This window comes from Streptomyces sp. NPDC001401, assembly GCF_042895385.1.
Taxonomy (GTDB): Bacteria; Actinomycetota; Actinomycetes; order Streptomycetales; family Streptomycetaceae; genus Streptomyces.
Window position 1 is genome coordinate 176,853 of sequence record NZ_JBIAWI010000021.1, and the last position, 25,975, is coordinate 202,827.

Here is a 25,975-nt window from a genome sequence, read left to right on the forward strand (position 1 = left end):
CCCAGGAGCGCCTCGGTCCTCGGCCGCCCGTGGCACTCGGCGAACGCCACCACCACATCGGCACCGCGTCCGGCCCGGCGGCGCCCCTCGTCGAGCATGCGGTACGTCTTGCCCGCCCCCGGGGCGGCCCCGAGGCAGACCTTCAGCCGTCCGCGCCGTACGTCATTCATCGCCCTCGAGCGAAGCGCTCCGCAGGCCCGTGGGCAGGCATCTTGACGCGTCCCTGGCGTCGCTCACGAGGACGTCGACACTGTCTTGACCGGCCATGGCCGGGATAGGCTGCAAATGGTGTGCCGGGAAGTCTGGTCGGCAGGGAGCCACAGTGGCTCCTTTCGAAGTCCAGGGGGACGGCATGCGCAGCGTCGGAACGGTTCTCGCACTCGTGGTACTGGCCACGGTGGTCGCGACGTTCGCACGCCGGTGGCGCATTCCCGCCCCCTCCCTCCTCGTCGTCGCCGGCCTCGCGGTGAGCCTGCTGCCCGGCACCCCGGAGATCGAGATCAGCCCCGAGATTATCGGCCTCGTCGTGCTTCCGCCGCTGCTGTACGCCAGCGCCGAGGAACTGTCCTGGCGTGAGCTGCGGATGGTGTGGCGGCCCGTCGGGGTGCTCGCGGTGGGCCTGGTGCTGGCCTCCGCGGCGGCCGTGGGCCTTGTGGCATCGCTGGTGACGCCGCTGTCGTGGCAGATGGCCCTCGTCCTGGGCGCGGTCCTGGCCAGCACCGACCCGGTGGCGGTCACCGCGCTCGGCAGACGGCTTGCGCTGCCGCCCAAGGTGCAGGTCCTGGTGCAGGCGGAGAGCCTGTTCAACGACGCGACCTCGCTGGTCCTCTTCCGGGTCGCGGTCGGCGTCGCGGTGGCCTCGGCGGCGGCCGACTGGGGAGCTGCGGGCGGCGAGTTCCTGCTGCTCGCGGGCGGCGGCACGCTCATCGGCGCGGCGGTCGCAGGCGTGGTCGCGCTGATCCGCCGGCGCACCGAGGACCCAGTCCTGGAGACGGTGATAGCCCTGGTCACACCGTATGCGGCCTATGTCCTGGCGGAGGCGGCCCACACCTCCGGCGTCACCTCCGTGGTGGTGGCCGGCGTGGTGCTGGGCGGCCGCGGCGACCGGCTCACCAACGCCCGTATCCGCCTCCAACTGCATGCGGTGTACGGCACGGTGGTGTTCCTGCTGGAGAGCGTGGTGTTCTCCCTCATCGGGCTGGCGCTGCCCGCGCAGGTACGGGCGCTGTCCGACGGCGACCAGGAATGGCCGCTGTACGCGCTGGCGGTGGCGGCCACTCTGATAGCCGTACGACTGCTGTGGCTGGCGCCGCTGTCTGCTGTGGTGCAGCGCAAGGGCGGTATCCAGCGGATGAACTGGCGGGTGCCCGTGGTGCTGACCTGGGCCGGCACCCGGGGCGTGGTGCCGCTGGCTGCCGCGCTGTCCATCCCGGTGGCCACCAAGAGCGGCGCCGCCCTCTCGGAGCGGCCCCTGGTGCTGGTGCTGACCACCTCGGTCGTGGTCGTCACCCTCGTCGTCCAGGGCTTCACCCTCGCGCCGGTCGTGCGCCGTTCCGGTATCGCCCTGGAGCCCGATCACACCGAGCGCGAGGAGGCCGCCGCCCGCTGCAGCCTGGCCGGTGCGGGCATCAAGCGGCTGGAGGAGCTGTCGGAGCTGGAGGCGGTACCGGACGTGGTCCTGGACCGGCTGCGCCGGGGCCTCAACGCCCGCCTCGACGCCGCCCGCGACCGGCTCGCCGACAGCAACGGCACCCATGCGCCGACCGAGTCCGCCGACCTGGTCTACCGCCACCTGCGCCGCGACCTGATAGCAGTGGAGGCGGCCGAACTGCAGCGCCTCTACGACGACCACGCCATCAGCGACACGACCCGCCGCCGCCTGCAGCGGTCCCTCGACCTGGAGGAGGCGCGGCTCGCGGACGCGTAGCGCTCCGCGGGCAGGCGGTTGCTCGTCTGCGGGTCAGCGGAACTCCGCCAATCGCGGCCGCAGCCCCAGTGCGGTGAGCGCCATCGCGGCGAGCAGCAGACCGACCGTCCACGGCAGCAGACCGCTCACCACCGAGCGACCGTCCCGCACCGAGGATGCGAAGTGGGCGCGGTTGATGTCGGTCACCCGGTCCAGGGCGCTCATCCAGGCCCCGAAGTGCTCGTTGGACATCCCCGGCTCCCAGCTGATGCAGAACGCGACGGCCTCGCGCTCCCGGCCGGACGCGATCAGCGTGCGGATCTTCCGGTCGTCGTTCTGGTAGACGGCGTACGCGTCGACCGTCTTCTCCGCGGCCGCCCGCTCCCCGGGGAAGGTGATGTTGTCCAGCTCCCGCCGGAACTCGCCGGTGAACCGCAGGTCGTGGCGGTCGGCCCGGTACGCCTGCCAGGTGGTGGCGAGTCGGGAGTCGTACGACGTCAGGGTCGCGCCCTCGATCCCGTACAGCTCCTGGGACTTGGCGAGGTACGACCGCGCGTACTGCTCGCGGCGCCGGGGGTCCAGGAGGTAGCGGCTCTCGTCGGCGTTTGCGTCGTAGGCGATGGCGCGGGCGCGGGAGAGGGCGACGACGGAGTCGAAGGCGTCGCGGCGGGCGCCGCGCAGGTGCCCGGACGTGGCGGAGAGCAGCTGCGAGCCGAGGATCACCGTGAGCAGCGTACAGACGGTGGCGGCGAGCACGCCGGGGTTGAGGATCCGCCGGAAGGTGCGCGCCAGGTACCACTGCAGAACGCCGAGCACGGCGAGCAGCAGCAGCCCGAGCGCGAGGACGGCGGCGAGCCGACCGGAGAGCATGGAGCGGGCAGCGCGGTACTCGCCGTTGAACGCTTCGTCGTTGGAGTCCACCAACTTCCGTGAATCCGGCAGGAGTTGACTCTTCAGCAGATCCGTCGCCCGGCGGTAGTCGGCAAGCGCGGCCGGCTTGCCGCCGACCCGGCCGTCGTTCTCCAGGGCGCGGCCGATGAGTTCCTGGTACTCCGCGAAGTTGTCGGTGAGGGACTCCACGGTCTTCTCGTCGGTGCGGTTCCCCTGGGCGGCGACGGAGAGGGTGCGCAGGTCGTGTCCGATCTCGCGCCGTGCGTCGCCGTAGAAGCCGGCCGCCTTCTCATACGGGGTCTGCAGGCGCCCTTTGCCCGCGTTTCCGCTGGACAGCAGGGTGTTGGCGGCCTGGGCGTCCATGTCGTTGAGGGCGAGGTCGAGGTCGGCGGCGCTGGTGGTGCGGGGCGCGTCGCGTCCGGCCACGCTGTCCCAGGTGCCGGTGGCGGCGAGGCCTGCGGCGAACAGCAGCGCGGCCAGGGCGGTGGCGAGCAGGACCGTGGCCGCGCGCAGGAGGCGCAGTCGCGCGGGCACGGTGGCCCAGTAGCGACGGCGCAGAGCAGCCCGCGCGGCCACGGCCCGTTTCCGGAGGCCCTGCCCCGGGGCACCCGTCCGCGACCCCCCTCGCGGCCGCGGACCGGGGCTGCCCCCGGGCGGGACGGCCGCCTGTTGCCGTGGCCGCGTTGCAGCCTCCGACTGAGGTCTCCGCGAAGTTCCGGCCGTGATCGCCACGGTCCCTCCCCTGCCACGCCACGGACGGTCACCCGTCCCCCGTGCCGCTCAGTCTGCGACCGGATCCGGCCACCCATGAGTGGCGTTGACGTTCTCCTGACGCCTTCTCGGGCGGGTTTGACGGGACCTTGACGGCGGTCGTGATGGGTCCGTATGAGAACCGCAAATTCCGCGCTGAGCAAGGCGGTTGGGACTCAGTTCACGTTGGATTTTCTGTCGGCCGCCGAAGCCGCCGGGGATGTCCGTGATCCGAGGGCACCGGAACACCCGTCCACCCGTTCCGGTCGGCGGCCTGGTTCCGGTCCGCCGACCGCAACCGGCGCACGGCGTCCCGTCCTCCCTGTCCCCGGCGCCTGTGCGCCACCGTGCGGTGCCCCCCGGCACCGCACGGCTCCCGGGGCCGACGCCCCGTCGTCTCGCAGAGGCCGCCCTGCGGCTGCTCGACCGGCGCGGGGCACCGACCTGCGCAGCGCCCGCACCGAGGCTGTCCCCGCCACTGCCCTGAAGCCACGCGAACGCGGCCCGATCGACGGCCGTCCTGGTCGCCCTGCTCGTCACCCTCAGAAGGCCCGCCGCAAGAAGAACGCCAACCACGACAGCAAGGCCGGCCGGCGCCAGACGCAGCGTTGTCACCGTCCGCATGCGCAGGGGGGCGGGCGACGGGGAACAACAAGTCTCCCGCTCGCCCACCCATCTGCCCTCCGCGAAGCATTGACGACCGAGGCCCTCATCCACAGGTGTGCCGACCGCAGGCCCGCCACGATCCCGCCCGTCCCCACCTCCCCACGGTGCGCACGGCCACGTCAGCGAGGTGACCGGCAGACGTCGTACGGCATGACGCCGGGTATCCGCCCCTGGCCACCGGCGTCCTCCCCCATACAGCGCAATCGACGTCAATCGGGAGCCGGCGCCCGATTGTCGATGTGCGGCCAACACCGACACGGCGCGTCTTAACGGAAGCTTGACGCGCACAGCCCCTTGATCCGTAGGCCCGCACGTCACTCTCCGCTTACGCTGGTGCCGCCGTCCGCGTGATGGCCGGAACCCACACGCTGAGCCGCACATCAGGAGCACGCCGATGGCCACGACCGAACACCCCCCACCCAGCCGACTGCGGTCCTGGATGCTGGAGGGCCTGTCCGACATGGGCAAGGGCGTCCAGAAGGCGCCGCAGGCCGAGCCGGAGCCCGCACACAAGGGGCAGCGCTGGTACCGCGTCATGTGCCTGACCGGCGTGGACTACTTCTCCACCCTCGGCTACCAGCCGGGCATCGCGGCCCTGGCCGCCGGCCTCCTGTCACCGGTGGCGACCGTCGTCCTCGTGATCGTGACGCTCGCGGGCGCGCTGCCGGTCTACCGGCGGGTGGCCGAGGAGAGCCCGCACGGCGAGGGCTCGATCGCGATGCTGGAGCGACTGCTGTCCTTCTGGAAGGGCAAGCTGTTCGTCCTGACCCTGCTGGGCTTCGCGGCCACCGACTTCCTGATCACCATCACCCTCTCGGCGGCCGACGCCTCGACCCACCTGGTCGAGAACCCGCACCTGAACAGCACCCTGCACGGCCAGCAGATGCTGATCACGCTCATCCTCGTCGCCCTGCTGGGCGCGGTGTTCCTCAAGGGCTTCCTGGAGGCGATCGGCGTCGCGGTCGCCCTGGTGGTGGTCTACCTCGGCCTCAACGTCGTCGTCGTTGTCGTGGGTATGTACCACGTGATCACCGCGGGCCACGTGGTCACCGACTGGACCAGCGCCCTGACCGCCGAGCACGGCAACGTGTTCGCCATGATCGGCGTCTCCCTCCTGGTCTTCCCCAAGCTCGCGCTCGGCCTCTCCGGCTTCGAGACCGGCGTCGCGGTCATGCCGCACGTCCAGGGCGACACGGACGACACGGAGGAGAGCCCGAAGGGCCGCATCCGCGACACGAAGAAGCTCCTCACGGCCGCCGCCCTGATCATGAGCGTGTTCCTGATCGCGACGAGCTTCATCACCACCGTGCTGATCCCAGCGAAGGAGTTCAAGTCCGGCGGCCAGGCCAACGGACGCGCCCTCGCCTATCTCTCGCACGAGTACCTGGGCAACGCCTTCGGCACGGTCTACGACATCTCGACCATCGCCATCCTGTGGTTCGCCGGCGCCTCCGCCATGGCAGGCCTGCTCAACCTGATGCCCCGCTATCTGCCCCGCTACGGCATGGCCCCGCACTGGGCCCGCGCCGTGCGCCCCATGGTGATCGTGTTCACCCTGGTCGGCTTCCTGGTCACCTGGATCTTCGACGCCGACGTCGACGCCCAGGGCGGCGCCTACGCCACCGGCGTCCTGGTCCTGATGTCCTCCGCGGCCATCGCGGTGACCATCGCAGCCCGTCGCGCCCAGCAGCGGAACTGGACCATCGGCTTCGCCGCCGTCTCGGCCGTCCTCCTCTACGTCACCGTCGCCAACGTCATCGAGCGCCCCGACGGCGTCAAGATCGGCGCCTGCTTCATCGCCGGCATCATCCTGGTCTCCCTGCTGTCCCGGCTGGCCCGCGCCTTCGAGCTGCGCGTCACACACGTCGAGCTGGACGACATGGCGGAACGTTTCATCCGGGACATGTCCAGCCGCAAGATCCGCTTCATCGCCAACGAGCCGGACCAGCGGGACAAGGCCGAGTACCGCGACAAGATCGAGCAGATCCGGAACGACAACGACATCCCCGGCGAGGACTTCGTCTTCGTCGAGGTCACGGTCGTCGACCCCTCCGAGTTCGAGGCGGGCCTGACGGTCCGCGGCGAGGTCCTCCACAACCGCTACCGGGTCCTCACCCTGGAGTCCTCCTCCATCCCGAACGCCCTGGCCGCCCTCCTCCTCCACGTCCGCGACTCCACCAAGTGCACCCCGCACATCTACTTCGAGTGGACCGAGGGCAACCCCTTCGCCAACTTCCTGCGCTTCTTCCTCTTCGGCCAGGGCGAGGTCGCCCCCGTCACCCGAGAGGTCCTACGCGAGGCAGAACCGGACCGGGCCCGCAGACCACGCGTCCACACGGGCTGAGCTTCGGCCGCGCCCTGGAGGGGGCGGAACTGTGTCGCTATGCGGCTGAGGCTCTTCGAGGGGAGCGGGACCGTATCGCCATCCGGCTCGGCAGCGCCCTGAAGGGGCGCGGGGCAGCATCGATCTGCGGCTCCGCCGCGTGGGCACGACCAGCCACGACGACGCCGCCGCAGGCGATCGTCGGCAGACACAGCCCCGCGTAAGGATCCCGTCAAGATCCGGCCCCCCGGCGTCAGAGCACCGTCAGCGACCGCGCCCGACCAGCCGCGGCGACCTACCTTCGCCTCATGCGACGGAGCAGACCGCCGAACCCGGCCGGAGACCGCCACTGGCGTGGCAGTGCCCGCCTGGCCGCGTGCTGCGCCCTCGTCTTCTCCGCCATGACGATGCTGGTCGACTGGGACGCGGAGACCCTGACCCCGCTGCGTGCCCTGCTGTGGATCACGCTGTCGGCGGCCGTCTTCGCCGTCCTGCTCCCGCCCCGGGTCACGGCGGGCCCGGGCTGGCTTGCGGTACGTGGTCCGACCCGCCGGCGCATGGTCCGTACGGACGCCCTGGTCGCCGTGGCCCAGTTCAGCGGCGCCTCCTCGCACCTCGTCCTGCGCGATGCCGACGGCCACCGCCTGGAACTCGACCCCCGCGTCCTGGTCGCCGACCCGCTGGTGTGGCACGAACTGGACACCGGCATGCGCCGCTCGCTGGAGCGCGGCACGCTGCGCCAGGGCACTGACCTACTGCGAGCGCTCGGCCACCGCATCGACGACGAGACCGCGCAGGCGGTGCTCAGGGCCTCGGGTCTTTCCTGACGAGCCCGCGCCGTTGCGGTCGTACGACCACCCGGCCGAAGCTCTTGCATCCGTCGAGCACCACACGCAGCATCACGGGCATGTCCTGGCCACCGGCCGGACGTGCCTTGATCTTGGCGTAGTTGGTCACCAGCGAGTCGGTGTCGACCACGACGCCCGGCCGCGTCACCAGCCGTAGCACTCCGCCGCGCATGTCGAGGTCGATGTGCAGGGTGTCGTGTGTGATCACCGCGTCGGTGAAGTCGAGCGTCACGTCGCCCCACTCGGACGCAACCTCCAGCCGCCGCGGCACCACCCACTGGTCACCGCGCCGGGCCGAACCGCCCCTCTGATCGATGCGGTCGACGTCCTTCACCTCGGCCGTGACCCCGTCGGCCACCGCCGGCAGGTCCGTCGTCAGTACGGCGAGCTCCCCCATCGTGCGGGCGGACAGGGCCGCCTCGAGGCGCTCGTCCAGCTCCTCCGCGGTCAGCCGGCCGTCCCCGGCCGCGATGCGCAGCACATCCACGACCCGGTCCCGGTCCGCATGTGAGGCCCTCAGGTCGAGCGACGCCCCGCCACTACGTGAAAGATCGGCCGACATACCCACACCCCGAATCCCCGTCACCCGACTAACGCTATATCGCGTTATACCCAACGCTCAACCCCACGTCCACCAGGGCCCGTTCCCGGCCCTATCGTGACCGCATGCAGAGCTACACAATCGGCCAGGCAGCGCGGCTGCTCGGCGTGAGCCCCGACACCGCACGCCGCTGGGCGGACGCCGGCCGGGTGGCGACCCATCGCGACGAGGGCGGACGGCGGCTCATCGAGGGCCGGGACCTGGCCGCCTTCTCCGTCGAACTCGCCAAGGCGGGCAGCGCCGAGGAGGAGACCTCCTACACGTCGGTCCGCAACGCCTTCCCCGGCATCGTCACCGCGATCAAACTCGGCGACGTGGCGGCCCAGGTCGAGATCCAGGCCGGCCCGCACCGCCTGGTCTCACTGCTGACCCGCGAGGCCGTCGAGGAGCTCGGCCTCGAGGTCGGCATGGAGGCCACCGCCCGCGTGAAGTCGACCAACGTACACATCGACCGCACCTGACCCACGCCGCCCCTCCCGTACGAACGCACATGCGGCCCCAGTCGCCCTTCACCCCAGCTCATGCGATGCGACAGGAGACTTACACCTCGCATATGCGCCAGTATGATCTGCGCATCGGAAGAGACCTGCGGCCTCTTCCCCGTAGAAGTCAGTCAGAGGGAGTGCACCGTGATGACCCGTTCCGCGCGCCGGACCCGCCGGACCCTGCAGGTGGCCGGTGCAGGAGCCGCAGCGCTGCTGGCCCTGAGCGCCTGTTCCTCCTCCGACGACTCCTCGTCCGCCAAGGCGGGCACTTCCGCGTCGGCGTCCTCGTCGCCGAAGCTGTCCGGCACCGTGACCGTGTTCGCCGCCGCCTCGCTCCAGGAGAGCTTCACGACCCTGGGCAAGGAGTTCGAGAAGGCCCACCCCGGCACGAAGGTCACCTTCAGCTTCGGCGGCAGTGACAGCCTCGCCGCCGGCATCACCGGCGGCGCCCCCGCCGACGTCTTCGCATCCGCCAGCCCGAAGACGATGAAGATCGTGACGGACAAGAAGGACAACGCCTCCGAACCGGCCACCTTCGTCCGCAACCAGCTGGAGATCGCGACCCTGCCGGGCAACCCCGACAAGGTCTCCTCCCTGAAGGACCTCACCAAGTCCTCGCTGAAGGTCGTCCTGTGCGACAAGACGGTGCCGTGCGGCGCCGCCGCCCAGAAGGCGCTGGACGCCAGCAAGCTGAAGCTCACCCCGGTCTCCTACGAGGAGGACGTCAAGTCCGCCCTGAACAAGGTGGTGCTGAAGGAGGCGGACGCCGCGGTCGTCTACAAGACGGATGTGAAGGCGGCGGGCAGCAAGGTGCAGGGCGTGGAGTTCCCCGAGTCCACCAGCGCCATCAACGCCTACCCGATCACCCTGCTCAAGAACGCGAAGAACCCCGAGGCCGCCAAGGCGTTCATCGCGCTCGTGCAGTCCGCCGAGGGCCAGAAGGTCCTGTCCGAGGCCGGGTTCCTCAAGCCGTGACCTCGACCGACACGTCCGACGCCGCGGCCGACACCCTCCAGGGCGGCCCGCGGCGCGGGCGTGTCCGCACGGGCGGCCGCGGAGTCCCGCTGCCCCTGCTGCTGCCCGCGCTGATCGGCCTGGCGTTCCTGCTGCTGCCGCTGATCGCCCTTCTCCTGCGGGCCCCCTGGAGCACCCTGCCCGACCAGCTGACCAGCGCCGAGGTGTGGCAGGCCCTCCGGCTGTCGTTGGTGTGCGCCACAGCGGCGACCGCGGTGAGCCTGGTGATCGGCGTCCCGCTGGCCTGGCTGCTGGCCCGCGCGGACTTCCCCGGACGCGGCTTCGTACGCGCCCTGGTGACCCTGCCGCTCGTGCTGCCCCCCGTGGTCGGCGGCGTGGCCCTGCTGCTCGCCCTCGGTCGCAACGGCGTGGTCGGCCAGTGGCTGGACTCCTGGTTCGGCATCACGCTCCCCTTCACCACCACCGGGGTCGTCGTCGCGGAGACCTTCGTCGCCATGCCGTTCCTCGTCATCAGCGTGGAGGGCACCCTGCGTGCCGCCGACCCACGCTACGAGGAGGCGGCCGCAACCCTGGGGGCCTCGCGCTTCACCGCGTTCCGCCGGGTCACCCTGCCCCTGATCGCACCGGGCGTCGCGGCCGGCGCCGTACTGGCCTGGGCACGGGCGCTCGGCGAGTTCGGCGCGACGATCACGTTCGCCGGCAACTTCCCGGGCCGCACCCAGACGATGCCGCTGGCCGTGTACCTGGCCCTGCAGAACAACCCGGAGGCGGCCATCGCCCTCAGCCTGGTCCTGCTGGCGGTGTCGATCGCGGTGCTGGCGGGGCTGCGGGACCGCTGGATGACGACGTCATGACGAGCCCGCGGCGGAGGCCGATCCGATGACGAACACACACCGCACAGCCGCCGACGGCGCCCAGCCCCCACAGGGGCCACTCGCACCCAACCACGAAAGTGGTACGGGCGGTGCGGGTGGGAACACAAACCCGGCCGAAGGCCGGGCGCCCACCACGCACCCGCACCGGAACGAATCCCGCACCGAAGGCCTCGACACCCGCCTGGTCGTGGAGCGCGGTACCTTCCGCCTGGACATCACCCTCACCGCCGCCCCCGGCGACGTAGTAGCCCTCCTGGGCCCCAACGGCGCCGGCAAGACAACCGCCCTGCGCGCCCTCGCCGGCCTCGTCCGACTCACCGCCGGCCACCTCCGCCTGGACGGCGCCGAGTTGGACCGTACGCCCCCCGAGTCCCGCCCCGTCGGCGTCGTCTTCCAGGACTACCTGCTCTTCCCCCACCTCACCGCCCTGGACAACGTGGCCTTCGGCCCCCGCTGCCAGGGCGCCACCAAGGCCGAGTCCCGAGCCGTGGCCGCCGAGTGGCTGCACCGCATGGGCCTCACCGAACACGCCACCGCCAAACCCCGCCGCCTCTCCGGCGGCCAGTCCCAGCGCGTCGCCCTGGCCCGCGCCCTGGCGACCAACCCCCGCCTCCTGCTCCTCGACGAACCGCTCGCCGCCCTCGACGCCCGTACCCGCCTCGACGTACGGGCCCAACTCAGCCGCCACCTGGCCGAGTTCGAGGCTGTCGCGGTCCTCGTCACGCACGACCCGCTGGACGCCATGGTGCTGGCCGACCGCCTGGTGGTCATCGAGGACGGCCGCGTCGTCCAGGACGGCACCCCCTCCGACATCGCCCGCCACCCCCGTACGGACTACATCGCCCAGCTGGTCGGCCTCAACCTCTACAAGGGCCGGGCCGACGGCCACACCGTCCGCCTCGACGCAGGCCCCGCCATCACCACCACGGAGATCCTCTCCGGCCCGGCCTTCGTGGCGTTCCCGCCGAGCGCGGTCACCCTCTTCCGCGACCCGCCCACCGGCTCCAGCGCCCGCAACCACTGGCGCTGCGAGGTGGCCGGCCTGGAGACCCACGGCGACCAGATCCGCGCCGACCTCACGGGCGAACTCCCCCTGGCCGCCGACCTCACCACGGTCGCCGCGGCCGAACTCGACCTGCACCCGGGCGCCACGGTCTGGGCAACGGTCAAGGCGACGCAGACGCACGCATACCCGGCATGAGACTCAAACAGCCGTAAGTTGATGCCCATGACGCTGAGCATTCGCAACCAGATCCCCGGCACGGTCACCGCCGTCACCCCCGGCGAGGTGATGGCCACCGTCAAGGTCCGCCTGACCGGCGGCCAGGACATCACCGCGGCGATCACCCTGGAGTCGGTCGAGGACCTCGGCCTCGCCTCGGGCACCGCCGTTCGCGCCCTGGTGAAGTCGACGGAGGTGTCCCTGGCCACCGCCCCGATCGAGGGCCTGTCCATCCGCAACCAGCTGCCCGGCACGGTCACCGACGTGGCCACCGGCGGCGCAATGGCCTCCGTGAAGGTCGCCGTCGACGGAGGCGAACTGACCTCCGCGATCACCAAGGACGCCGTCACGGACCTCGCCCTGACCGCCGGCACACCCGTCGTAGCCCTGATCAAATCGACGGAGATCTCACTCGCGACGGCGTAACGGGAAAGGGCCCCGCCGAAGCGGGGCCCTCATCCACAACTGCTGCCTCAGTCCCCTCAGTCCTCGTATGCGTCCATCGGCGGGCACGAGCAGACCAGGTTGCGGTCGCCGAAGGCCTGGTCGATCCGCCGCACCGGCGGCCAGTACTTGTCGGCGGCCGACACCCCGGCCGGGAACACGGCCTCCTCGCGCGAGTAAGCGTGCTCCCACTCAGCGCCCAGCGCGGCGGCGGTGTGCGGCGCCCCCCGCAGCGGATTGTCCTCCGCAGGCCACTCGCCCGCGCCGACCTTCTCGATCTCCGCACGGATGGCGATCATCGCCTCGCAGAAACGGTCCAGCTCGATCAGGTCCTCGGACTCGGTCGGCTCGATCATCAGCGTGCCGGCCACCGGGAACGACATCGTCGGCGCGTGGAAGCCGTAGTCGATCAGCCGCTTGGCGACGTCGTCGACGCTCACGCCGGTCGCCTTGGTCAGCGGCCGAAGATCGATGATGCACTCGTGCGCGACCAGCCCGCCCGGACCGGTGTAGAGCACGGGGTAGTGCGGCTCCAGCCGCTTGGCGATGTAGTTGGCGCTCAGCACAGCCACCTGCGTGGCCCGCTTCAGCCCCTCGCCACCCATGAGCCGGACGTACGCCCACGAGATCGGCAGGATGCCCGCGGAACCCCAGGGCGCGGCCGAGATCGGCCCGACACCGGTCTCCGGACCAGCGGCCGGCTGCATCGGGTGGTTCGGCAGATACGGCGCCAGGTGCGCGCGCACGCCGACCGGACCGACGCCCGGGCCACCGCCGCCGTGCGGGATGCAGAAGGTCTTGTGCAGGTTGAGGTGCGAGACGTCGCCGCCGAAGTGGCCCGGCTTGGCAAGCCCCACAAGGGCGTTGAGGTTGGCGCCGTCGAGGTACACCTGCCCGCCGGCCTCATGCACCTGCGCGCAGATGTCGGCGACATGCTCCTCGAACACACCGTGCGTCGAGGGGTACGTGATCATCAGCACCGCCAGCTCGTCGCGGTACTGCTCGATCTTCGCCCGCAGGTCCTCGACGTCGATCTCGCCGTCCTCGGCGGTCTTCACGACGACGACCTTCATCCCGGCCATCACGGCGCTCGCGGCGTTCGTACCGTGCGCGGACGACGGAATCAGACACACGGTCCGCTGCTCGTCCCCGTTCGCCCGGTGATATCCGCGTACGGCGAGCAGCCCGGCCAGCTCCCCCTGCGATCCGGCGTTGGGCTGCAGGGACACCTTGTCGTACCCGGTGACCTCGGCGAGCCGCTCCTCCAGCTCACGGATGAGCGTCAGATAGCCCTGCGCCTGCTCGGCGGGCGCGAAGGGGTGCAGCTGCCCGAACTCGGGCCAGGTGACCGGCTCCATCTCCGTGGTCGCGTTGAGCTTCATGGTGCAGGAGCCCAGCGGGATCATGCCCCGGTCGAGCGCGTAGTCGCGGTCGGCGAGCCTGCGCAGGTAGCGCAGCATCGCCGTCTCGGAGCGGTGCTGCCGGAAGACCGGGTGGGTCAGGTAGTCGTCGGAGCGCAGCAGACCGGCGGGAAGGGAGTCCTCGGTCGCCGCGTCCAGCGCCTCGATGTCGCCCTCGACCCCGAACGCGGTCCACACGGCGCCCAGTTGGGCCCGCGCGGTGGTCTCGTCGCAGGCGATCGACACATGGTCGGCGTCGACGAGGTGAAGGTTGACGCCGTTCTCACGCGCGGCGGCCACCACCTCGGCGGCGCGGCCCGGCACCCGCACGGTGACCGTGTCGAAGTAGGAGCCGTGCACGACCTCGACACCACCGGCCTCGAGCCCCGCGGCAAGGACGGTGGCATACCGGTGGGTGCGCTGCGCGATGCCCTTCAAGCCCTCCGGCCCGTGGTACACCGCGTACATCCCGGCCATGACGGCAAGCAGCACCTGCGCGGTGCAGATATTGCTGGTGGCCTTCTCCCGCCGGATGTGCTGCTCGCGCGTCTGCAGGGCGAGCCGGTACGCCTTGTGCCCGTCCGCATCCACGGACACACCCACGAGCCGCCCGGGCAGGCTGCGCGCGAACTTCTCCTGTACGGCCATGTAGCCCGCGTGCGGTCCGCCGAAGCCCATGGGCACACCGAACCGCTGGGTGGTCCCGACCGCGATGTCCGCACCGAGCTCCCCCGGCGACTTCAGCAGCGTCAGCGCGAGAAGGTCGGCGGCGACGGTGACGAGCGCACCGAGCTCGTGCGCCTGGTCGATGACCGGCTTGAGGTCGCGTACGACACCGGAGGCGCCGGGGTACTGGACGAGCACGCCGTTGATCTCACGCCCGGCGACGTCGGCCGGAATGCCGTCGCTCAGGTCGGCGACCACGACCTCCACACCCGTCGGCTCGGCACGGGTCTCTATCACGGCGATGGTCTGCGGCAGCACGTCCGCGTCGACCAGGAACAGGCCCTTCTTGTTCTTGCCCATGCGCCGGGACAGCGCCATCGCCTCGGCGGCGGCGGTGCCCTCGTCGAGCAGCGAGGCACCCGAGGTGGGCAGCCCGGTCAGGTCGGCGACCATGGTCTGGAAATTGAGCAGGGCCTCGAGCCGCCCCTGCGAGATCTCGGGCTGGTACGGCGTGTAGGCCGTGTACCAGGCGGGATTCTCCATCACATTGCGGAGGATGACGGGCGGAGTGAAGGTCCCGTAGTACCCGAGCCCGATCATGGAATCGAGCACCTGGTTGCGGTCGGCGAGCGACCGCAGCTCGGCCAGCACCTCGGCCTCCGTGCGCGCGCCCGGAAGCTCCAGCGCAGCTGCGTTCTTGATCACATCCGGCACCGCAGCGGCGGTGAGCTCGTCCAGCGAGCCGTATCCGACATGGGCGAGCATCTTGGCCCGCGCCTCGTGATCAGGCCCGATATGGCGCTGCTCGAACGGGATTCCCTGTTCGAGCTCGGAGAGCGGAATGCGATGGGCGGTCATTGCGGAGGCCTCCTGGTCTGACACGACCTTCGAGGGGCACCACGGCGCGGGTGCCCGGACGGCCTCCCCCTCTGTCATCTCAACCTGAGAGCTTCACCGGGTCACCCGAGGGTGCCCGGCTTTCACCGTCGGTGAGAGCGGAAGCCGTCGACACCCGCCCTGCTTTCCAGAGTGACCTCGTCCGCGCGGTACGTGGGCCTGAGAGATTCCGGGGAGGATTTGCTCCTTCGGCGCCTCCGATGATGTCTGGAGGACTCTCCCGCACGGGGTCAGCAGCCGCTGTCAGCCTACCAGCGAGCGCAACATCCGATCCTTCGAGTGGCCGCCATCTCCAATGTGCTCTTTTGTAGTGCTTACGGATGAGTTGCGACCAAGTGGAGGGCCCGTGCTGACCGACATCGATCCGCGCAACCTGATCGGCCGCAAGGCGTTCGACCGCAACGGCACCAAGCTCGGCACCATCGACGAGGTCTACCTCGACGACGCGACCGGCGTGCCCGAGTGGGCGGCCATACGCACCGGCCTGTTCTCCCGGGACGCCTTCGTCCCCCTGGAGCCCAGCGAACTGATCGAGGGCACCCTCCACGTCCCCTTCGACCGGTCCCTCATCAAGGACGCCCCCGACTTCGGCGTCGGCCGCCACCTCTCCCCCGAACAGGAGCTCCAGCTCTACCACCACTACGGCCTCGACATCGCCGCCCCTCCCCCCTTCCCGGATCGCGACTTCGGCAAGCTCGCGGGAACGGAGGACGCGGACGCCTAGCCCACCCATCACACCGCACCCAGCCCCCGTGCGGATCGGCGCCGTCCCCGGTCAGGCACCGATCCCGTCCACGGAAACCTCGGGTCTGCCCTCCACCAACGGCAACGGATCCGCCGGCTCGAGCTGAGGATCGTCAGTCCGAAACGTCCGCACCCGCCCCGGCTCCGACCCCGGCGTCTCGAACCGCACGGTCACCCGCCCGAGCCCACTCCCCTGCACCCACCCGTGCCCGAACTCGGCATGCCGCACATCGTGCCCCGCGGGCCACCGCCGCTCGATCACGACCTGCTGCTCCTCGACGGGCTCCTCGTCCGCCTCGTCCGCCGAATGTTCCGCCCCTTCCCCCGCAGCCTGCGCGAACAGATCCTCCTGCGTGTAGTCGGCCAGCCCGCTCACCCCGACCCCCAGCAGCCGCACACCCCCCGTCGTGTCCACCGAATCCAGCAGCCGGGCGGCAGCCTCCCGCACCACCGCCGGATCGTCCGTGGGCCCCCGCAGCGTCTCGGATCGAGTCAGCGTCGAGAAGTCGTAGCGCCGCACCTTCAGCACGATGGTCCGCCCCGACAGCCCCGCACCCCGCAGCCGCCGTACACACCGGTCGGCCAGCCGCTGCACTTCCAGGCCCACTCTCACCCGGTCATGAATGTCCACGTCGTACGTGTCCTCGACCGACACCGACTTGGCCTCCCGCTCGGCCACCACGGGCCGGTCGTCGTGCGCCAGCGCCATGGCGTACAACGCGTGCCCATGGGCCTTGCCCAGCAGCCGGACGAGCTCGTCCTCACCGGCCTCGGCGATCTCGTCGACCGTGGTGATCCCGGCCCGCCGCAGATGGTCCCCCGTCGCCGGTCCCACCCCCGGCAGCGTCCGCACCGACATCGGCCCGAGCAGCGCGCGCTCGGTCCCGGGCTCGATCAGCACCAGCCCGTCCGGCTTGGCCTCCTCCGAGGCGATCTTCGCGACCATCTTGGACGCGGCGAGACCCACGGACCCGGTGAGCCCCGTGCCGGCCCGTATGTCGGCGCGCAGTTTCTCTCCCACCAGCCGCGCCGATGCGGCGTCCCAGGCCGTGTCCGCGGCCTCCAGGTCCACGAAGGCTTCATCCAGGCTCAGCGGCTCCACCAGCGGCGACAGCGAGTGCAGCAGCTCCATGACCTGCTCGCTGATCGCCCGGTAGAACCCGAAGCGCGGCACCAGATACGCGGCGTTCGGTGCCAGCCGTCGCGCCTGCGCCATCGGCATCGCCGACCGCACCCCGAAGACCCGCGCCTCGTACGAAGCGGTGGCGACCACCCCGCGCGGCCCGAGCCCGCCCACGATCACGGCCTTCCCGCGCAGACTCGGCTTGGATGCCTGCTCCGCCGAGGCGTAGAAGGCATCCATGTCGAGATGCAGGATCGTGGGCGCGTTTCTCACATCTCCGATGCTGCCCTACGCCACTGACAATGCCCCCGTACGACCACCGACGACGGCGCGGGAGAAGCGATCAGACCGCCCGGTTCCGCCGCCGCGCCAGCTCGTCCGCCGGGTTGTGCCCGACCAGGGTCTCCCCGGTGTCGATCCGCTCGCCGTGCAGCTGCGAGAGGGCGCTGTCGACGTCCCGCCACACCACACCGACGGCGATCCCGAAGATCCCCTGGCCGCCCTGGAGCAGCGCGTGGACCTCGTCGGGCGACGTGCACTCGTAGACCGTGGCGCCGTCGCTCATCAGCGTCATGCGCTCCAGGTCCCGGAAGCCACGCTCACGCAGGTGCACCACCGCAGTGCGGATGTTCTGCAGCGACACACCGGTGTCCAGGAACCGCTTGACGATCTTCAGGACGACGACGTCCCGGAAGCTGTACAGACGCTGAGTGCCCGACCCATAGGCGGGCCGCACGCTCGGCTCCACGAGCCCGGTGCGGGCCCAGTAGTCCAGTTGCCGATAGGTGATGCCTGCGGCCGCGCAGGCCGTCGGGCCGCGGTAGCCGATCTGCTCGGACGCCATGGACGTCGCCCCTCCGCTGCTCGGCACGGCCGCCGGTCGCTGCGGAGCGTGATCGGCCGCGCTGCCGTGAAGCGGGTACGGACCGCTCTCCCCGAGACTGCGTCCGGGGGCACCCCCAGCCGTACCGTCGCCGCTGTTTCTCACGCCGACCTCCGTCCTTGACCTGCCTTCTCGACGGTAGGCAGTCACCAGGGGTGCGTCAACGATCGCCACACTCGGCACGCCGAGTGATAATCACCCTAAGAGTGGTTTCCCGCACCCAACCGCGGGGAAAGGCTAGCCGAATGCGCTCGGAGGGGGCCGCAGGACGCTCTCACTCGCCGTTGGCAATTGCCGGCATTTGAGCCGTGACCGGCCGCGTTCCGGCCCGCCGCGGAGCCTGACTCCACCGGGCCGGTCACGCCTCACTGACTGCTTGTCCCGAAGTCCTCCGGCGAGATCTGGTCGAGGAACTCGCGGAACTTCTCCACCTCGTCCTCCTGCTCATCCGGAATCGCGATGCCTGCGTCGTCGAGCACGCCGTCGCTGCCGTAGATCGGCGTTCCGGTGCGCAGGGCCAGCGCTATGGCGTCGGACGGACGGGCACTGACTTCGACTCCACTGGCGAAGACCAGCTCCGCGTAGAAGACGCCCTCACGCAGATCCGTGATGCGCACTTCGGTGAGCTCCTGACCGACGGCCTCCAGCACGTCCTTGAACAGGTCGTGGGTCAGCGGTCGTGCGGGGGCCATGCCCTGCTGGGCGAAGGCAATGGCAGTCGCCTCCCCCGGCCCGATCCAGATGGGGAGGTAACGGTCGCCTCCCACTTCACGCAGGAGCACGATCGGTTGGTTGGAGGGCATTTCGACCCGGACACCTACGACATCGAGCTCGTTCACACAGCAACCCTAGGACCTGCCCGGGACGTTTGGGTAGTCGAGCAGAGAACGGGAGGCCGATCCGGCCTCCGCGGACGCGCCGGACTCAGGGCAGCCGCACGCCGAGCGCGGTCTGCACGAGGGCGGCGTGCAGCTTCACCGTGAGCGCCGCCAGCTCCTTCGTACGCGCCTGGGCATGCGCCCTGGTCTGCGGATTGCGGTGGCGCTTCAACGGGGCCACCACCTGGTCCACGAGCCCGGCCTCACGGTCGGCGGCGGCCTTCATGGCCCTCAGGTGCCGCGGTTCGATCCCGAACCGCCCGAGCTCCACGACGAGCGACGCCACGGTCACCGTCTCCGCGTCGTACGCCCCGTCCGGCAGCGGCGCGACCAGGCCGTACGACTCCCACTCCTCGAGCTCCTGCTCACCGATCCCGGCGGCCGCAAGCAGCTCGGCCCGCCCGATCCGGGCCGCGGTGGGCCCCTCGGGCGCTTCCAGAAGTGCCTCGCCGTCCCGCTGACGCCCCACGACGGGCAGCGGGACTGCCTCACCGCGCTCCATGGCGTCCAGATGCTCGCGGATCACCTTGAGGGGCAGATAGTGGTCCCGCTGCATTCTCAGCACGTGGCCGAGGCGCTCGACGTCGTCCGCGCTGAACTTGCGATACCCCGAGGGGGTGCGCTGCGGCTCGATGAGCCCTTCCGACTCCAGGAAACGGATCTTGGAGATGGTGACTTCGGGGAACTCATCACGCAGCACGTTCAGCACCGTGCCGATGCTCATCAGACCGCTGTCCGTGGCGGCGGTGCCGTGCCCGGCACCGCCGCTCGGTGTTCGAAGCATGGACATTCCCTTGGCGTCCCCCCGGACGGGGTCTGGGGGAAGGGTCAGTAGCCCCGCTGGCTCGCGTAGAAGACCAGCCGGTACTTTCCGATCTGCACCTCGTCACCGTTGTTCAGAGCGACCTGGTCGATCCGCTCGCGGTTGACGTACGTGCCGTTCAGACTGCCCACGTCGGCCACCGTGAACGAGCCGTCCGCACCACGGCGGAACTCCACATGCCGGCGCGAGACCGTCACGTCGTCCAGGAAGATGTCACTCTGCGGATGACGTCCGGCCGTGGTCAGGTCGCCGTCCAGCAGGAAGCGGCTGCCCGAGTTCGGCCCGCGGCGCACGACCAGGAGCGCGGAGCCCAGCGGCAGCGCGTCGACGGCCGCCTGCGCCTCGGGAGAGAGCGCCGGCATCTGCGTCTGACCGGTGACCTCGGCGTCGTAGGCCTCGATGCCGGAAATCGAGATCGTGGACGTCGTCTCGGAAGGCCGCTCGGCCGCGCCGCCGGCCCGCAGCGGCGCGCCGCAGTTGGAGCAGAAGCGGCTGTTCTCCGCGTTGCGGTTACCGCACCTCGTACACACCAGGGCCGACATAGGGGAAAACCCTCCACCCGTACTTGAGGTTGACGGTTGCCCGAAACCTATGCCGCCGGACTGCGCAGGGTCAACAGACGGCGCGCCCTGACCTCCGGGAATGTCACCACCCGGACCAGGGACCTGGTCCCGGAACAGCGGGCGCTGGCCCTCTGCATCGGGCTGTGCGCGATGACGAGCGGTCGCGTTGTCGCTACCCTCTCGCGCGCTCTTGCCGAACAACTTCGCAAACAACTTCACGGGCGATTCCCCTTGACCGAAACAGACCCGCCCGTGGGGCAGGACGAACCCTGATTGCATACACCGGCCGACCCGGACATCCTCACAACGTCCGTATCCACCAGACAGTTTCCACCACGCACCACCCATTCGGTGCGCCGACCCCCCGCAACCTCATGCCCCCGCCGGACGTCCCCCATGCACCCCCGGTTCACTGGGAGGACGACCGAGCGTAGTCAGGCCGCTTCGCCGCTCGCAAGGCGTCCACGACGATCTTGTTCGACCGCTCGACGGTAACCGTGGCCTGCTCCTTCTCCAGAGTCTGCACCACGCCTCCAGGGATGTTGAGCGCCGGTTCGAGGTCCGCCGGCTTGCCGATGACCTTGAAACGAAAGGGAGCGTTGATCTTGTTCCCGTCGACGCTCACGCTCTTGCCGGAGTCGGTGAGGTAGGTGTTGGCAACGACGCGCACGTCGTTCACCTGGATCGCCTCCGCCCCGGCCGCACGCAGCTCCTGGATCGCGTCGAGCAGCATGTCCGCCTGGACCGTTCCCTTCGTGTCCTCGATCGTCATCGTGATGCCGGGCCCCTGCGCGGCCACCGTGCCCGCCAGAATGCCGAGTTGCTTCTCCTTCTCGACCGTCTGCTTGCGGGCCTCCTCGGCCTGGTCGGAGCTGTTCTCCAGCTCGTCGCGCTGCTTTTCCAGTCCCTGCTTCTCGTCCTCAAGACGCTGCGTACGGTCGTCGAGTTCATCCAGGATGCGAACGAGATCTTCCTGACGGGCGCCGCGCAGGGCGCTGTCGCTGTTGCTGTTCGAGGCGACCTGGACGGCCAGCCCGAAGCCGAGGCCGAACAGCAGGACGGCGACGATGAGTTGGGCGCGGGTGACACGAGGCGGCCAGAGGCCCTTCACCAGGCGCTGCCGCCCGGTCAGAGTGGGCTGCTTCTCCTCGGGAGCCTCCGTCACGTCGGGCTCCGTCGCGGGAACCTCCTCCGGAAGTTCCTTGCGCAGCCTGTTCTCCGGCGTCTCTTCCTTGTCGCTCATCGGCCTCACGCCCGGAACACATGCCGGCGAATGGCCGCGGCGTTGGAGAAGATACGGATTCCGAGCACCACGACCACACCGGTGGACAGCTGGGCACCCACACCCAACTTGTCGCCCAGGAACACGATCAGCGCCGCCACGACCACATTGGACAGGAACGACACCACGAAGACCTTGTCGTCGAAGATCCCGTCGAGCATGGCCCGCAGACCACCGAAGACGGCGTCGAGCGCCGCGACGACGGCGATCGGCAGATAAGGCTCGACGACCGCCGGAACCTCGGGTCGGACCAACAGGCCGGCCACGACTCCCACGACGAGGCCCAGTACGGCGATCACGATGTGCCCTTTCCAGTCTTCTCGGTCTTCGGCTGTGCTGTACGTACGATCACACTCGGTGCGGCCGGCAGCCGGAGGCCGCCTTCCACGGAGATGCTGGTGCGGATGCCGTAGGTCTGCTGCAGGGCGTGCAGATACAGCCCGTCGGCGCTGTTCTGGAACCTGGTGCTCAGCTGCTTGCCGTTCCCCACGGCCAGCACCGTATAGGGGGGAACCAGTGGCTTATTGTCGACCAGTATCGCGTCACCCGCGGCCCTGATCGCCGAAAGCGCCGTCAGCCGCTGGCCATTGATCGAAACAGCCTCGGCCCCCGACTCCCACAGCCCGTTGATCACGCGCTGCATGTCGCGGTCCCGCACTCGACCGGTGTCGGAGAAGTCCGAGGTCTCGCGGGGGTTGCCGTTTCCGCCGCTGGTGGCTTCCTTGGCATCGTTCACGACCAGTTTCACGCCGGGACCGTGCACTTCGACGGCGCCGGACAGAATCCCCACCAGCTCCGACTGATCTCCACTGCCGCTCTTCTTGAGGGCCTGGCGCTGGCGCGCGCTCACGTCGTCGCGCAGCTTGTCGACGGAACCCTCCAGCTTGTCCGCCGCCGTGGTCTCCCGGTCGATGCGGTCGATCAGTTCCTGCCGCTCCTTGGCGACCACGGGAGCCGCCACCCGCGCCTGTGCCGCTCCGACGGTCACCACGAGAGCCGCAAGCACCAGCCCGGCGGCCAGGCCCAGCTTGGCCTGGAGGGTCTTCGGCAGACCGCCGTCGCCCGCGGCCTTCTTCCTGGCGGCCGCCTCGGCGTAGCCGTCGTCGAGGCTGTGGTCCATGACGTTGGTGAGCAGCGACATGGAAGCGTCCGGGCGCGAGGGGCGCGTAGGTGTGCTCCGAACGGGGGGCTGCTGCGGCATGCCGCACATCGTCGCATGTCGCGACCACTACCTCCGAATGGCCCCACCGGCGTGCCGGACAGGCCCCCTTGGGGACACCTGTCCGACACGCGCGCGTGCTGCGCTTTTCAGCGGCCGGCGCTGTCCACGACCGCCGACCACTCGTCGAGCAGGGCCTGGGCGGAGGCGTCGTCCGGCCCCTCCGCCCACAGGTGGGTCACCGCCTCGGCCGGGTCGGGCAGCACCATCACCCAGCGCCCGTCGGTCTCCACCACGCGCACACCGTCCGTGGTGTCCACGAAGCGGTCTCCGGCCGCCTCGACCACTCGCCGCATCACAAGGCCCTTGACGGCCCAGGGAGTCGCAAGATCCCGCTTGAGGACGTGTGCCCGCGGAATCCGGGCGTCGATCTGGCTGAGCGTGAGCTGCGTCCGCGCCACCAGCCCGATCAACCGCACGAAGGCCGCCGTACCGTCGAAGACGCTGCTGAACTCCGGGATGATGAAGCCGCCCTTGCCGTCACCTCCGAAGATGGTCGAGTCGTCGCCTCCGACCCTCGTCAGGTCGTCGGGCGAGGTCGTCGTCCACTCCACCTGCGTCCCGTGGTAGGCCGCAACCTGCTCGGCAATCCTCGTCGTGGTCACCGGCAGCGCCACCCGCCCACTGCGCCGCTCCGCGGCCACCAGATCGAGCATGACCAGCAACGCCCGGTCGTCCTCGACGATCCGCCCCTTCTCGTCGACCAGCGACAACCGCTCGCCGACCGGGTCGAACCGCACTCCGAAGGCGGCCCGCGACGACGCCACGATCTCGCCGAGCCGCACCAGCCCCGACCGCCGCACATCGGCAGACTCGGTGGGCCGTGACTCGTCGAGCCCGGGATTGATGGTCAGCGAGTCCACACCGAGCTTGCCCAGCAGGCTGGGCAGGACAAGCCCGGCACTGCCGTTCGACGCGTCGACGACGACCTTCAGTCCGGACTCGGTGATCCCGGTCGTGTCGACGTTGCGCAACAACGACCCGGTGTACGAGTCGAAAACGCTGGCAGGAAAGTACAGGTCTCCGATCTCCCCGGGGAACGCACGCCGGTACTCCTGCCGCGCGAACACCCGGTCCAGCTTCCGCTGGCTGCCCTGCGACAGATCGGCACCGTTCCCGTCGAAGAACATGATGTCCACGGAGTCCGGCACCCCGGGCGTGGTCCGGATCATGATCCCGCCGGCACTGCCCCGCGCGGTCTGCTGCCGGGCAACGGGCAGCGGTACGTTCTCCAGGTCCCGTACGTCAATGGCGCTGGCCTGCAGAGCAGAAATGACCGCCCGCTTCAGCGCACGGGCGCCACGGGAGTGGTCGCGGGCCGTGGTGACGGTGGAGCCCTTCTTCAGAGTCGTCGCGTAGGCACCGGCCAGGCGCACGGCGAGCTCGGGCGTGATCTCCACGTTCAGGATGCCGGACACCCCACGAGCGCCGAACAGATGCGCCTGGCCCCTGGACTCCCAGATGACCGAGGTGTTGACGAAGGCACCGGCCTCGATGGTCTTGAACGGGTAGACCCGCACATTGCCCTGAACGATCGATTCTTCACCGATGAGACACTCGTCGCCGATGACCGCGCCGTCCTCGATCCGAGCGGCACGCATGATGTCGGTGTTCTTTCCGACGACGCAGCCACGCAGATTGCTGTGCTGCCCCACGTACACGTTGTCGTGCACAACGGCCTTGTGCAGAAACGCACCGCTCTTCACAACGACGTTCGAGCCAACGACGGTGTGCTCACGAATTTCGGCACCGGCTTCGACCTTGGCGTAGTCGCCGATGTACAGCGGGCCGCGCAGCACGGCGTCGGGATGCACCTCGGCACCCTCGGCCACCCACACACCCGGGGAAATCTCGAAGCCGTCGATCTCGACGTCAACCTTGCCCTCCAGGACGTCGGCCTGCGCCTTCACATAGCTCTCGTGTGTGCCGACGTCCTCCCAGTACCCTTCCGCGACATAGCCGTAGATCGGCTTGCCTTCCTTCATCAGCTGCGGGAAGACGTCCCCGGACCAGTCCACGGGCACATCGGGCTCGACATAGTCGAAGACTTCGGGCTCCATCACATAGATGCCCGTGTTCACGGTGTCGGAGAAGACCTGTCCCCAAGTGGGCTTCTCGAGGAAGCGCTCGACCTTTCCCTCTTCGTCGACGATCGTGATACCAAATTCCAGAGGATTCGGCACACGCGTCAGGCAAACAGTGACGAGCGCACCCTTTTCCTTGTGGAAATTGATCAGCTCGGTGAGGTCGAAGTCGGTCAGGGCATCACCGGAGATAACGAGGAAAGCATCGTCCTTCAACGCCTCTTCGGCGTTCTTGACGCTTCCGGCGGTACCGAGTGGCTTCTCCTCGTTGGCATAGGAGAGCTCCATTCCGAGCTCTTCGCCGTCACCGAAGTAGTTCTTGACCAATGAGGCCAGGAACTGGACAGTTACGACGGTCTCGTTCAGCCCATGCCTTTTGAGCAGCCGTAGCACATGCTCCATGATCGGGCGGTTCACCACGGGCAGGAGCGGCTTGGGCATGCTTGAGGTCATGGGACGAAGGCGTGTGCCTTCGCCTCCGGCCATCACGACGGCCTTCATGTCGGAAGCGTCCTCCTCAAAGAGACGACGGTCTAGCCGACTTCACCCGTCAGATTGTCCCGCACTTTTCCGCCGAGGGCCATCGAGCCGCTACGGCTGCAGCAATCGGCGAGTTCAATCGGCCATGGCGTCCGCACGGACCAGGCGGCGGACTTGTACCACGTAGAGGACTCCTGCCCACCAGTAGAGCGTTGTACCCCACCCAGCGAACGCCCATCCGAAAATAGCAGCGAGTGACGAGATCCATCCAGTTCCGTCACTGAGCAGGAGCAACGGGAAGGCGTACATCAGGTTGAAGGTGGCCGCCTTCCCCAGGAAGTTCACCTGTGGCGGCGGATAGCCGTGCCGGCGGAGGATGCCCACCATCACCAGCAGGACGAGCTCGCGCGCAAGAAGTACAGCGGTCAACCAGATTGGCAGAATCTCGCGCCAGGTGAGGCCGACCAAAGTCGAGAGAATGTAGAGCCGGTCGGCCGCGGGATCGAGCAGCCGGCCGAGGCTGCTGATCTGGTTCCAACGCCGCGCGAGCTTGCCGTCCAGGTAGTCACTGACCCCACTCAGAGCCAACACCAGCAGCGCCCACCCGTCACTCTTCGGGCCTCCGAACTCAGGCCTGAGGATCAACCACAGGAAGACCGGCACGCCGACGAGACGCGCCATGCTGAGGATGTTGGGGATGGTGAGGACCCGGTCCGTCTGGACGCGGGTCTCCTGGACCTCCACCCGGGAGCCTCCTGTGGGAAACGTGCCAACGATGCCCCCTGACCTTACCTCAACGCAAAAAAGCTCTGGCTCTTGGGCTGTTGCCCAAGAGCCAGAGCTCTAAAAGGAGTTCGGCGGCGTCCTACTCTCCCACAGGGTCCCCCCTGCAGTACCATCGGCGCTGTAAGGCTTAGCTTCCGGGTTCGGAATGTAACCGGGCGTTT

Annotated in this window: 22 protein-coding genes, 1 rRNA gene, 1 pseudogene and 1 riboswitch; of the genes and pseudogenes, 9 read left to right on the plus strand and 15 right to left on the minus strand. The window is 69.5% G+C overall.

The genetic code is table 11. The features are described from left to right. Positions 1-2 precede the first annotated feature (2 nt). Positions 3-170 (minus strand): annotated as a pseudogene (locus ACFY10_RS45950) (sensor histidine kinase KdpD); the annotation flags it as partial. 182 nt (positions 171-352) lie between these two features. Between ACFY10_RS45950 and ACFY10_RS45955 the strand changes: the two are divergent. Further along, on the plus strand, positions 353-1,927 hold the full coding sequence (locus tag ACFY10_RS45955) for a Na+/H+ antiporter (RefSeq protein ID WP_390671339.1): 1,575 nt from the start codon (positions 353-355) through the stop codon (positions 1,925-1,927). Positions 1,928-1,960: 33 nt separating this feature from the next. Here the strand turns inward: ACFY10_RS45955 and ACFY10_RS45960 are convergent, their stop codons facing one another. Next, complete coding sequence (locus ACFY10_RS45960) at positions 1,961-3,373, minus strand: hypothetical protein (RefSeq protein WP_390671340.1); 1,413 nt, start codon at positions 3,371-3,373, stop codon at positions 1,961-1,963. A gap of 1,234 nt (positions 3,374-4,607) precedes the next feature. On the opposite strand from ACFY10_RS45960, the gene ACFY10_RS45965 reads away from it, so the two are divergent. Then, the gene (locus ACFY10_RS45965) at positions 4,608-6,557 is read left to right on the plus strand and encodes an amino acid transporter (protein WP_390671341.1); all 1,950 of its coding nucleotides are present in this window, start codon (positions 4,608-4,610) and stop codon (positions 6,555-6,557) included. 287 nt (positions 6,558-6,844) lie between these two features. Further along, positions 6,845-7,363 (plus strand): hypothetical protein, encoded by a 519-nt coding sequence (locus ACFY10_RS45970; RefSeq protein WP_390671342.1) that lies wholly within the window; start codon positions 6,845-6,847, stop codon positions 7,361-7,363. On the opposite strand, the gene ACFY10_RS45975 is transcribed toward ACFY10_RS45970, so the two are convergent. Further along, positions 7,341-7,970: a DUF1707 domain-containing protein gene (locus ACFY10_RS45975; protein WP_390671343.1), complete on the minus strand. Its 630-nt coding sequence runs from the start codon at positions 7,968-7,970 to the stop codon at positions 7,341-7,343. The two genes, ACFY10_RS45970 and ACFY10_RS45975, sit on opposite strands and share 23 nt — an antisense overlap. 80 nt (positions 7,971-8,050) lie before the next feature. Between ACFY10_RS45975 and ACFY10_RS45980 the strand changes: the two genes are divergently transcribed. The 5 genes from ACFY10_RS45980 (at position 8,051) to ACFY10_RS46000 (ending at position 11,968) form a co-directional block, all read left to right on the plus strand. After that, a complete protein-coding gene (locus ACFY10_RS45980; RefSeq protein WP_232655408.1) occupies positions 8,051-8,446 on the plus strand; it encodes a molybdopterin-binding protein in 396 nt (131 codons plus the stop codon). A 171-nt stretch (positions 8,447-8,617) separates the two neighbouring features. Then, positions 8,618-9,445, plus strand: coding sequence for a molybdate ABC transporter substrate-binding protein (gene modA / locus ACFY10_RS45985; RefSeq protein WP_390671344.1), 828 nt, complete (start codon positions 8,618-8,620; stop codon positions 9,443-9,445). Then, positions 9,442-10,299 (plus strand): molybdate ABC transporter permease subunit, encoded by an 858-nt coding sequence (modB, locus tag ACFY10_RS45990; protein ID WP_390671345.1) that lies wholly within the window; start codon positions 9,442-9,444, stop codon positions 10,297-10,299. Before modA ends, modB begins: the two co-directional genes overlap by 4 nt. A gap of 25 nt (positions 10,300-10,324) precedes the next feature. Then, entirely contained in the window at positions 10,325-11,521 is a 1,197-nt protein-coding gene (locus tag ACFY10_RS45995; RefSeq protein ID WP_390671346.1) for an ABC transporter ATP-binding protein, read from the plus strand. A gap of 27 nt (positions 11,522-11,548) precedes the next feature. Then, positions 11,549-11,968, plus strand: a complete 420-nt coding sequence (locus ACFY10_RS46000; RefSeq protein WP_390671347.1) for a molybdopterin-binding protein — start codon at positions 11,549-11,551, stop codon at positions 11,966-11,968. A gap of 56 nt (positions 11,969-12,024) precedes the next feature. On the opposite strand, the gene gcvP is transcribed toward ACFY10_RS46000, so the two are convergent. Further along, a complete protein-coding gene (gene gcvP / locus ACFY10_RS46005; RefSeq protein WP_390671348.1) occupies positions 12,025-14,910 on the minus strand; it encodes an aminomethyl-transferring glycine dehydrogenase in 2,886 nt (961 codons plus the stop codon). A 176-nt stretch (positions 14,911-15,086) separates the two neighbouring features. Further along, positions 15,087-15,182, minus strand: a riboswitch (glycine riboswitch). Positions 15,183-15,295: 113 nt separating this feature from the next. Here gcvP and ACFY10_RS46010 point away from each other — a divergent pair. Beyond that, positions 15,296-15,673, plus strand: coding sequence for a PRC-barrel domain-containing protein (locus ACFY10_RS46010; RefSeq protein ID WP_390671349.1), 378 nt, complete (start codon positions 15,296-15,298; stop codon positions 15,671-15,673). Between the two features lie 51 nt (positions 15,674-15,724). On the opposite strand, the gene ACFY10_RS46015 is transcribed toward ACFY10_RS46010, so the two are convergent. From ACFY10_RS46015 to rrf, 11 genes are all read right to left on the minus strand, one after another. Continuing rightward, the gene (locus ACFY10_RS46015) at positions 15,725-17,089 is read right to left on the minus strand and encodes a DNA polymerase IV (protein WP_390671350.1); all 1,365 of its coding nucleotides are present in this window, start codon (positions 17,087-17,089) and stop codon (positions 15,725-15,727) included. A gap of 70 nt (positions 17,090-17,159) precedes the next feature. Further along, on the minus strand, positions 17,160-17,804 hold the full coding sequence (locus ACFY10_RS46020; RefSeq protein WP_390671351.1) for a MerR family transcriptional regulator: 645 nt from the start codon (positions 17,802-17,804) through the stop codon (positions 17,160-17,162). A 260-nt stretch (positions 17,805-18,064) separates the two neighbouring features. Continuing rightward, positions 18,065-18,538, minus strand: a complete 474-nt coding sequence (locus ACFY10_RS46025) for a bifunctional nuclease family protein (protein ID WP_004002801.1) — start codon at positions 18,536-18,538, stop codon at positions 18,065-18,067. 85 nt (positions 18,539-18,623) lie between these two features. Then, a complete protein-coding gene (locus tag ACFY10_RS46030) occupies positions 18,624-19,361 on the minus strand; it encodes a MerR family transcriptional regulator (RefSeq protein ID WP_390671352.1) in 738 nt (245 codons plus the stop codon). A 44-nt stretch (positions 19,362-19,405) separates the two neighbouring features. Beyond that, positions 19,406-20,311, minus strand: coding sequence for an FHA domain-containing protein (locus tag ACFY10_RS46035; RefSeq protein ID WP_123963781.1), 906 nt, complete (start codon positions 20,309-20,311; stop codon positions 19,406-19,408). Between the two features lie 61 nt (positions 20,312-20,372). Further along, on the minus strand, positions 20,373-21,206 hold the full coding sequence (locus ACFY10_RS46040) for a DUF881 domain-containing protein (RefSeq protein ID WP_390671353.1): 834 nt from the start codon (positions 21,204-21,206) through the stop codon (positions 20,373-20,375). A 5-nt stretch (positions 21,207-21,211) separates the two neighbouring features. Beyond that, positions 21,212-21,544 (minus strand): small basic family protein, encoded by a 333-nt coding sequence (locus tag ACFY10_RS46045; RefSeq protein ID WP_003988855.1) that lies wholly within the window; start codon positions 21,542-21,544, stop codon positions 21,212-21,214. After that, on the minus strand, positions 21,541-22,446 hold the full coding sequence (locus ACFY10_RS46050) for a DUF881 domain-containing protein (RefSeq protein WP_390671354.1): 906 nt from the start codon (positions 22,444-22,446) through the stop codon (positions 21,541-21,543). Before ACFY10_RS46050 ends, ACFY10_RS46045 begins: the two co-directional genes overlap by 4 nt. Positions 22,447-22,553: 107 nt before the next feature. Further along, positions 22,554-25,049 (minus strand): sugar phosphate nucleotidyltransferase, encoded by a 2,496-nt coding sequence (locus tag ACFY10_RS46055; protein WP_390671355.1) that lies wholly within the window; start codon positions 25,047-25,049, stop codon positions 22,554-22,556. Positions 25,050-25,163: 114 nt separating this feature from the next. Then, the gene (locus ACFY10_RS46060) at positions 25,164-25,772 is read right to left on the minus strand and encodes a CDP-alcohol phosphatidyltransferase family protein (protein ID WP_390671356.1); all 609 of its coding nucleotides are present in this window, start codon (positions 25,770-25,772) and stop codon (positions 25,164-25,166) included. Positions 25,773-25,880: 108 nt separating this feature from the next. Next, positions 25,881-25,975, minus strand: a 5S ribosomal RNA gene (gene rrf / locus ACFY10_RS46065); the annotation flags it as partial.